Origin of the sequence: Streptomyces sp. NPDC059398, from assembly GCF_042751845.1 — a bacterium.
GTDB lineage: Bacteria > Actinomycetota > Actinomycetes > Streptomycetales > Streptomycetaceae > Streptomyces.
The window spans coordinates 1-5,526 of the sequence record NZ_JBHYWP010000053.1 but is presented as its reverse complement, the minus strand read 5'-3'; the positions used below and the strand labels follow the sequence as shown (position 1 = coordinate 5,526).

Below are 5,526 nucleotides of genomic sequence, written 5' to 3'. Positions count from 1 at the left end.
GCTGCCGCCGCGCCCCCGGCCCCGCCGCCCCACCCCCGCCGGGGTGGGGCCGACCCCCGCGGCGGGGCGGGGCCGCCCCCCCGGGGGCCCCCCTCCGCCGTCCACGGGACCGGGCTACAGCTCCGCCAGCAGCTCGGCCTTCTTCGCGCTGAACTCGTCGTCCGTCACCAGCCCGGAGGAGTGCAGCTCGCCCAGGTGCCGTATCCGCTCGGCGATGTCCGCGGGGTCGCGCCGGCCGGTGGCGATGGCCGGCACCGGGACCGGCACCGTCCTGGAGTGGCGGGCCGCCCCGAGGACTGCGGCGGCGAAGGGCAGCGACTCGTGGACCGGCCCGTAACCGAGCCCGAAGACGACCGCTGCCGGATCCTGGTCGGCCTGCGCCGTGTCCGGGCCGCCCTGCCGCAGCACCCGCAGATACCCGTCGTACACCTCGGGGGAGCGCCAGTCGACCCCGGTCAGCTCGTCCACCGGGAAGCTCTGGTCGCCGCTCTTCCACTTGGCCGACGACGCGCCCGTCCAGGACCATCTGAACGAGACCCGTGAGCCGTCGAAGGACGCCTTGCCGTCGTACGCCTTGAAGTGGAGCGGTGCCTCCGGCGCCGCTACCAGGAACCGCTCGGCGGGCTCCGCCGCCTCCGGCACGAGCCGGGCCGCCAGTTCCTCCGCGTAGTACTCCGCGAGCGTCCGCTGCGCGGCCGGAAGGACCAGCCGGTACGGATCGCACCCCTCCTTCAGCTGCCCCGAAGCGGCCTCCATCAGCGGGTCGGCGCCCGCGCGGGGCGCCGCACGGAGCACCACCGTCCCCCGTCTGCCCTCGGTCACCGTCACCGACCCCAGCGCCTCGTGGGGGATACGCCTCTCGCGCAGCGCCTGGAAGAGCTTCGGCGTGCGAATCCCCCGTTCGAAGCGGATGAGCACGGAGTCGGTCGCGAACTCCCAGGTGGCTTGAATTCCCGCCAGTACATCACCCATGTGCCACATCGTAGGCGGCGTGCGCCTGCGCGTCGCCCCTCTGCGGCGGACCTGATGTGCGGGCATCTACGCGCGTGAACCTCACCGGCCACCGCAAAATCAGCTGTGGTCAGCCGTGACAGGCGGTCCCGCCGTGCGCACAGGTCACCGAAGCGAACTCGCCGGTGCCGACCGCCGCGAAGTTGTGCAGACTCTCCGTACCCGGCGTGAAATAGCCGGTATGACCCTGCGCCGAGCCCGCCGACACGACCCGGGCGCCGAACTGCGGTGACACCGGATCGGCGCCGTGACCGAGGCCGCCGACATCCAGATGCGGGACGTCCTGGATCCAGTCGTCGCTGTCCCGCATCGCCCACACCCGGGCGTCGGTGCCCAGTTGCGCGGCGTTCTCGACACGCATCCCCGGGCTGCCCGCGACCGCGATGTCGCTGACCCGGGACGGAAGGTTACGGGCGGCCACCCCGCAGAGCACCGAGCCGTAGCTGTGGCAGAAGAGCGCCACGGGCGCCCGGCCCGGCAGCGCGTCGACGAGCGCGTGCAGCCGGAGCGACCCCTCGGCGGCGAGTCTGCCGATCGCCGCGTCGACACCGATACCGACGGGCGACGTGTAGTCGGCCCAGGCGATGACGGCGGTGCGCGACCCGGGGTCCGCGGCGCGCTCGGCGCCGTACAGCGACGTCGCCATGCCGACCGGCGCGGTGTAGTAGGCGTTCTGGGACTTCTGGAAGGTCAGCAGATTGGTGTCGACACCGGGCACCACGATGGAGATGTGCCGGGCCCGCTGCAGATCGCCCATCACCTCGGCGACGCGGCCGGTGCCGGTCGGGTCGAAGGCGAGGATCTGCCGGCCGGGCTGCGCCAGCGCGTTGTAGCGGTCGTACGTCTGGAGCGCGTCCAGCTGGCCGACCTTGTTCAGCGTCGGGTCGGTCAGCCGCTTGTGCTCCTGCGCGGCGGCCTCCTTCAGCGCCTGCCGGTTGGCCTCGTAGCGCAGGCTCACCGGGGCGCCGTTGAGATTGCCGACCACCAGCGGGTAGCGGTCGGCGAGCCGGGTCCGGTCGCCCGCGGTGAGCGAAGCGAAGAAACGTGCCAGCCGATGCGGCGACGCGTTGGCCGACGGGAGGTGGTGATCCGCGATGGAGCCCTTGCCCCAGGCGGCCAGCGCGGCTTGGCGTGGTCCGGCGGTTCTCTGGTGGTGCACGGCAGTCCAGCCGGTCGTGGCCAGCATGACGAACACCACCGCGAGCGCGAGCAGGGTGCGCCAGACGGTGAGCGTGGGGGAGGAGTCGAAGGAAGTCACTGCCCGCCACCCTAGGAGACGGGGAAGGGTGCTTACGAAGTCAGTGAGGCACATCACGTTTCGCGGCGGGAATGTATCCGAATGACTACAGTCTCTGTGCGTCTGTCGTACGCCAGTTCTCCGCCAGTGCGGGACCGATCTGGTCGAGATGGGCCAGGGCGACGGCCCGCATGGCCGCGATGCTCAGATCCTCGCCCTTGCCCCAGATCCGGCCGGTGGCCCGCATGACACCGTCGAACGCCGCGACGGCCACCCGGGGCCGCGGATCGGTGTCCACGTCGAGCCCCTCGCGGGCGGCGATCAGCTGGGCGATGCGGTCCTCCAGCTGGGCCGAGCGGCGCAGATGAATCGCGAGCAGGGCCGGTGACGACTCGATGACCTGACAGACCCGCAGATACAGATCGACGGGGACCAGGTCCTCGATGGTCAGGCTGATGCTGTCCCAGGAGGCGAGCACCGCGTTGCGCATGGCCTCGAACGGGCTCTCCTGCGGGGGGCGGGCCTCCAGCGCCGTGAAGAAGCGGGACTCCACCAGGTCGTGCACGGCGAAGGCGGCCTCCTCCTTGCTGGCGAAGTACCGGAAGAAGGTGCGCTGGGAGACCTCGACGGCGTCGGCGATCTCGTCGACGGTGGTCTGCTCGTACCCCTTCGTCGTGAAGAGTTCGAGCGCGACGCGCAGCAGGGCCTCGCGGGTGCGCTGTTTCTTGCGCTCCCGCAGTCCGGTCGGCGCGCCCGGCGTCGACGGCTCCGTCTGCTCCATCGTCACGTTCTGGTCCTCTTCCGGTGGGGGAAAGTGGGGTTGGGGGTACGGCGCGCGGTCCCGAACTGCTTCCCGTTTCGGGCGCTTTGTCCATTCAGATTACCTGTGAGCTACGTGACAGCTACCGACTTGTGAATTGGTTTGTCAACTGTCAGCGGCTGACACTAATCTGATTCTTATGACTAGTCAGACCACTGTCGACCCGGCGCCGCAGGAAGTCTCGGCACCACCGGCCAAGGGGCTCCGCGGCCACCCTTGGCTGACACTCTTCTCCGTGGCCATCGGCGTGATGATGGTCGCGCTCGACGGCACGATCGTCGCGATCGCCAACCCGGCCATCCAGAAGGACCTCGGGGCCAGCTTCGCCCAGATCCAGTGGATCACCAACGGGTACTTCCTCGCCCTCGCGGTGGCGCTGATCACCGCGGGCAAGCTCGGTGACCGCTTCGGCCACCGTCAGACGTTCCTCATCGGCGTAATCGGCTTCGCCGCCGCCTCCGGCGCCATCGGCTTCTCCAACAGCGTCGGCCTGGTCGTGACCTTCCGCGTCCTCCAGGGCCTGTTCGGCGCGCTGCTGATGCCCGCGGCGCTCGGACTGCTGCGCGCCACCTTCCCCGCCGAGAAGCTCAACATGGCCATCGGCCTCTGGGGCATGGTCATCGGCGCCTCCACCGCCGGCGGCCCGATCATCGGCGGCCTGCTCGTCCAGCACGTCAGCTGGCAGTCGGTCTTCTTCATCAACGTGCCGGTCGGTGTGATCGCGCTCGTCGTGGGCGCGGTCATCCTCAAGGACCACCGCGCCGAGAACGCCCCGAAGTCCTTCGACATCCTGGGCATCCTGCTGCTCTCGGCGGCCATGTTCTGTCTGGTCTGGGCGCTCATCAAGGCCCCCGCCTGGGGCTGGGGCGACGGCAAGGTCTGGATGTTCCTGGCCGTCTCGGTGGTCTGCTTCGCGGCCTTCGCGTTCTGGGAGACGAAGGTCAGGGAGCCGCTCATCCCGATGGCGCTCTTCCGCTCGGTGCCGCTCTCCGCGGGCGTGGTGCTGATGGTGCTCATGGCCATCGCCTTCATGGGCGGCCTCTTCTTCGTCACCTTCTACCTGCAGAACGTGCACGGCATGAGCCCGGTCGACGCCGGACTCCATCTGCTGCCGCTCACCGGCATGATGATCGTCGCCTCCCCGCTCGCGGGCGCGGTGATCACCAAGCTCGGCCCGCGTATCCCGCTGGCCGGCGGCATGCTCTGCACCGCGGTCGCGATGTACGGCATGTCCACGCTGGAGACCGACACCGGCAGCGTCAGCATGTCGATCTGGTTCGCACTGCTCGGCCTCGGGCTCGCCCCCGTCATGGTCGGCGCGACCGAGGTCATCGTCGGCAACGCCCCGATGGAGCTCTCCGGCGTCGCGGGCGGTCTCCAGCAGGCCGCCATGCAGATCGGCGGCAGCCTCGGTACGGCGGTGCTCGGCGCGGTCATGGCCTCCAAGGTCGACAGCGCCCTCCCGGGCAACTGGACGGACGCCAAGCTTCCCCCGTTCGGGCCCGGTCAGCTGGACCAGGCGTCGCAGGCCGTCCAGGTCGGTATGGCCCCGGTACCGCCGCAGGCGCCGGCCGGACTCGCCGCGAAGATCACCGATGTCGCGCACGACACCTTCATGTCCGGCATGGGCCTGGCCTGCCTGGTCGCCGCCGGCGTGGCGGTCGTGGCCATCTTCGTGGCCCTGCTCACCAAGCGCGGTGACAACCCGGAGGCCGCCGCGGGTGCTGCTCACATCTGAGCGCTCCCGCGTCAACTCCGCGCATCCGACAGCCCCGCCGGACCCTTCCGGCGGGGCTGTCGCCTATCAGGGTGATCCGGGCGGTGCGCCCTTCCGGTGGTACGCGGTCACGGGTCAGGCTGCGGTCCGGAAGATCCGTACGTACGACGCACCACGGGGGACCACCATGAACACCACGCCCAGCACGCCGGACGCCACGCCGAGCACCGGGCCGGACGCCACGCTGAACACCGCGCTGAGCACCGCGCCGGACCGCACAAGGGGTCGTACGCCCGCCGCCGGTGTCCGCAGGGCGCTGCTCCGTACCACCGTCACGGCCGGGCTCGTCACGGCCACCGCGCTCGCCGCGCCCCAGGTACTCGCCCCGCGGACCGCGCTGGCCGCGTCCCAGCCGCGGATGGGGGAGTGCGCGACCGGTGAGCTCTGCCTCTGGGAGAAGGGCGGCTTCAAGGGCGCCCGGCGGACGTACGACCTCTCCGGCACCGGCATCGAGAGCTGCACGCCGCTCCCCGCGGGGACGACCGCCCAGTCCGTCGCCAACCGCACCGGGCGCCCGGTCACCACGTACCAGTCCGCCGAGTGCGCCGAGACCGGCGAGTTCGAGACCTACCCGGGCGGCGGCACCTGGCTGCCGCATTCGCCGTACCAGGTGCGGGCGTTCAAGATCTGGGAGAACTGAGCCCGCGGGCCCGCGAGGGAGGAGCGAGCACACGTGAGGGC

General features: G+C 70.8%; 5 protein-coding genes. 2 read left to right on the top strand and 3 right to left on the bottom strand.

What is annotated here, in order from left to right; all coding sequences use genetic code 11:
- Window positions 1–114 precede the first annotated feature (114 nt).
- The 3 genes from ACFXBC_RS19735 to ACFXBC_RS19725 all read right to left on the bottom strand — a co-directional run bounded on the left by ACFXBC_RS19735 (window position 115) and on the right by ACFXBC_RS19725 (window position 3,029).
- A complete protein-coding gene (locus tag ACFXBC_RS19735; protein WP_385025581.1) occupies window positions 115–972 on the bottom strand; it encodes a DUF4429 domain-containing protein in 858 nt (285 codons plus the stop codon).
- A gap of 109 nt (window positions 973–1,081) precedes the next feature.
- On the bottom strand, window positions 1,082–2,269 hold the full coding sequence (locus tag ACFXBC_RS19730; RefSeq protein ID WP_385025578.1) for an alpha/beta hydrolase: 1,188 nt from the start codon (window positions 2,267–2,269) through the stop codon (window positions 1,082–1,084).
- A gap of 85 nt (window positions 2,270–2,354) precedes the next feature.
- On the bottom strand, window positions 2,355–3,029 hold the full coding sequence (locus ACFXBC_RS19725; protein WP_385025712.1) for a TetR/AcrR family transcriptional regulator: 675 nt from the start codon (window positions 3,027–3,029) through the stop codon (window positions 2,355–2,357).
- 178 nt (window positions 3,030–3,207) lie between these two features.
- On the opposite strand from ACFXBC_RS19725, the gene ACFXBC_RS19720 reads away from it, so the two are divergent.
- Window positions 3,208–4,806 (top strand): MFS transporter, encoded by a 1,599-nt coding sequence (locus ACFXBC_RS19720; RefSeq protein ID WP_385025575.1) that lies wholly within the window; start codon window positions 3,208–3,210, stop codon window positions 4,804–4,806.
- A 295-nt stretch (window positions 4,807–5,101) separates the two neighbouring features.
- A complete protein-coding gene (locus ACFXBC_RS19715) occupies window positions 5,102–5,485 on the top strand; it encodes a peptidase inhibitor family I36 protein (RefSeq protein WP_385025709.1) in 384 nt (127 codons plus the stop codon).
- Window positions 5,486–5,526: the final 41 nt, after the last annotated feature.

What these genes read in the sequence shown, in the direction of transcription:
- ACFXBC_RS19735 (WP_385025581.1), bottom strand. Translation starts at nt 972, where the DNA reads ATGGGTGATGTACTGGCGGGAATTCAAGCCACCTGGGAGTTCGCGACC.
- ACFXBC_RS19725 (WP_385025712.1), bottom strand. Translation starts at nt 3,029, where the DNA reads ATGGAGCAGACGGAGCCGTCGACGCCGGGCGCGCCGACCGGACTGCGG.
- ACFXBC_RS19720 (WP_385025575.1), top strand. Translation starts at nt 3,208, where the DNA reads ATGACTAGTCAGACCACTGTCGACCCGGCGCCGCAGGAAGTCTCGGCA.